We start from the raw sequence: 2,841 nt of genomic DNA on the forward strand, positions 1-2,841 counted from the left end.
CGCACCTTCAAATACAAGTCCACGGTGTATATCCCCAAGCCCTCCCGAAATCCGAAAGGGCAAAAGTGGACGACTTTTACGCCGCCCGCGACAACACTATGCCGTCGCTACCGTGGCCGAGTATTGCTCCGCCGTTCACAGATCAGCGGGATATCATCGGTGCGCTGCGCCAGCGACGGTACGCTGACAGGGAACACGTTGATGCGGAAATAGAGGTCAGCACGGAAACGCCCTGCTTCGGCATCACTGGCCAAGGCGCGGTGGGTCGCAGTCACAAGACGGAAATCGACTTCGATTTCGCCACGGCCACCGACACGCTGGATGCGGCGGGTTTCCAGAACGCGCAGGAGCTTGGCTTGCAGCGCCAGAGGCATATCGCCAATTTCGTCCAGAAACAAAGTCCCGCCCTGCGCCTGTTCAATTCGGCCAATGCGGCGTTGATCCGCGCCGGTGAAGGCACCTTTTTCGTGGCCAAAAAGTTCGGACTCCAACAGATCCGCCGGGATCGCCGCACAGTTCACAGCGACCAGATCGCCTTTGCGGCCCGACGCCGTATGAAGCGCTTCGCAGACCAGTTCTTTGCCGACGCCTGTCTCCCCTTGCACCATCACGGGTGCTTCGGTTGGCGCGACAACAGAGAGAACTTGCTTGAGTTGCTGCATTGCAGCAGAGCGGCCGATCAAGATCCGATCCAGTACCGAAATCTTTCGGGTGTCCAAATCGCTCACAGCGGTTTGCCAATACTGGGTCATGGATGCCTGCCTTAAGTTCGAGGTCGGAGTACACGTTGAATTTACCGACTCGTTTAGGTGGGCTGATAGCTGCTCATTGGTTTTTTTAGATCACCAAAAGGGTAGTGCTGAAAATCAATCGTGTTAGGAGCGCTTTTGCAAAAATACCATCGGCTAGTTTCCTACCCCAAGACTCGCCTTAAGTGAGGCGACCAAAGCGGCAGCATCTTCGCCTGTGCGGGAGGGTGAGCTGAAATCAAACGTCCGAGAGGGAATCGCTTTGGCCCGAGATTCGGGCATTTTGGGCAGATTGCCCTCGGGAAGACCAAACTTGACGATATATTCAGCCATATCGCTGAGCTTTCTCTTTCGAGGCGGAGCCGCCGATTCCCCCGCTGGCGCAGCGGCAAGCATAACCTCTTCTTTCGGGAAATCGCCTTTGGACAAAGCACTGAAAGCCGTTTCAACCTTTTGCAAATATCTGCGGCCCAGCGTTTCCTTGCCAGAGTGGTAATGCTTCACCGCCTCTTCCCAAGAGCCATTTTGAGCTACTCCCCGATCATTGGACAGGATCTGGCATAAATTAAGCTACTCGTTGCACCTGCTGATCGGGTTGGGTTCCGTCTTTTCTCAGCCAATAAAGCATGGCGGGCGGTCTGCCGCCAAGGGCTGAGTGAGGGCGTTGGTGGTTGTAGAAGGCCATCCATTTTCGAATTCCCGCCTTGGCTTCTGATCCGCTCTCCCAAGCATGCAGATAGACGCATTCGTATTTCAACGTCCGCCATAGCCGCTCGATAAAGATGTTGTCGAGGAACCGGCCTTTTCCGTCCATAGATATGCGGATGCCGGACCGCCGCAGTCGGTCGGTCCATGCAAAGGACGTGAATTGGCTGCCTTGGTCGGTGTTCATAATCTCGGGCGGGCCGAACTTGTGGATGGCTTCGTTCAGCGCCTCTACGCAGAAGTCCGCCTCCAGCGTGTTTGAGATGCGCCAAGCCAAAACCTTGCGGGTGTGCCAATCCATGATCGCCACCAGATAGAGAAACCCACGTCGCATCGGCAGATAGGTGATGTCCGAACACCAGACCTGGTTGGGCCGCTCGACCCTCAACCCCTTCAGCAGATAGGGATAGATCTTGTGCCCCTTCGCTGGCCTGCTGGTATTGGGCTTCTGGTAGATCGGCATCAATCCCATCAGGCGCATCAGCCGGCGTATCCGTTTCTCATTCACCAGATGGCCGTCGTTGCGCAGGTGCCAGGTCATTTGCCGGACACCGAAGAACGGGGTCTCCAAGAACTGCTCGTCGATCCGCCGCATCAGATCGAGGTTCTGCGCGGTCTCGCCCTTCGGCGTATAATAGAATGACGAGCGTGAGATCGACAGCAGCTTGCACTGCTGGACGACAGACAGCCGAGGGTGATCAGGCTCAATCATGCCGCGCCTCACTTCCCGCCCCAGGGCTTGAGCTTTCGTTCCAAAAAAGAGTTGGCTACCGCCAGCTCCCCGATCTTGGCATGGAGCTCCTTCACTTGCTCTTCGTCGATCTCGGGCTTTTTTCGGCCGCCGCGTTCGAACACACCGGATGCGCCCTCGAGCAAAGCGCGTTTCCATTGGTGGATCATCGTCGGATGCACCCCAAACCGGCTCGCCAGTTCGGCTGCGGTCTCTTCGCCCTTCAAGGCCTCCAGCGCGACCTTCGCCTTGAACTCCGGCGCATGCTGCTTGCGTTTAGACATCTCTGATCTCCTTCGTGTTGAAGATCAGCAGACTGCATATTGTAGCTTATGTCAGTGTCCGAATTTCGGGGGGTAGCTCATTTCGCTCCTTCAAACGAGTCAAAAACTCAGCAGCGTAGGCTGTATTGGCGGCCGGATCGAACATGTCCTCAAGCGATGAAAACCCCTCGCCGTGCCAGCGATAGTTCACCTGCATACAGCCAACATCGATGCTTGTGGTGCCACCTGCCATCGTGTCAACGGCGGAGTAAAATTCGGCCATTGTGGCGGAGCAAAAGTCGGCCAGTTTGGGGCGAGCGCCTTGGAGCGTGCGGCCCTCATATAGCAAGCCCGGTCCAAGGCGCATTGGCCGTCAGGCCAATTCTGTGAGGTT

General features: G+C 56.5%; 4 protein-coding genes. All 4 read right to left on the minus strand.

Annotated elements, in window-relative coordinates; all coding sequences use genetic code 11:
* Positions 1-107 precede the first annotated feature (107 nt).
* The 4 genes from AB9K37_RS14385 to AB9K37_RS14400 all read right to left on the minus strand — a co-directional run bounded on the left by AB9K37_RS14385 (position 108) and on the right by AB9K37_RS14400 (position 2,814).
* Positions 108-752 (minus strand): sigma 54-interacting transcriptional regulator, encoded by a 645-nt coding sequence (locus AB9K37_RS14385; protein WP_369840140.1) that lies wholly within the window; start codon positions 750-752, stop codon positions 108-110.
* 153 nt (positions 753-905) lie between these two features.
* A complete protein-coding gene (locus AB9K37_RS14390) occupies positions 906-1,253 on the minus strand; it encodes a hypothetical protein (RefSeq protein WP_369840142.1) in 348 nt (115 codons plus the stop codon).
* 61 nt (positions 1,254-1,314) lie between these two features.
* Positions 1,315-2,468, minus strand: a protein-coding gene (locus AB9K37_RS14395; RefSeq protein ID WP_369840144.1) for an IS3 family transposase whose coding sequence is annotated in 2 segments (ribosomal slippage) — positions 1,315-2,216 and positions 2,216-2,468 — 1,155 coding nt in all. Because the reading frame shifts where the segments join, the coding sequence is not laid out codon by codon here.
* A gap of 46 nt (positions 2,469-2,514) precedes the next feature.
* Positions 2,515-2,814, minus strand: coding sequence for a hypothetical protein (locus AB9K37_RS14400; protein WP_369840146.1), 300 nt, complete (start codon positions 2,812-2,814; stop codon positions 2,515-2,517).
* Positions 2,815-2,841: the final 27 nt, after the last annotated feature.

The sequence above is a fragment of the Donghicola sp. XS_ASV15 genome (assembly GCF_041224595.1).
Lineage (GTDB): Bacteria > Pseudomonadota > Alphaproteobacteria > Rhodobacterales > Rhodobacteraceae > Donghicola.

What these genes read in the sequence shown, in the direction of transcription:
- AB9K37_RS14400 (WP_369840146.1), bottom strand. Translation starts at nt 2,814, where the DNA reads ATGCGCCTTGGACCGGGCTTGCTATATGAGGGCCGCACGCTCCAAGGC.
- AB9K37_RS14385 (WP_369840140.1), bottom strand. Translation starts at nt 752, where the DNA reads ATGACCCAGTATTGGCAAACCGCTGTGAGCGATTTGGACACCCGAAAG.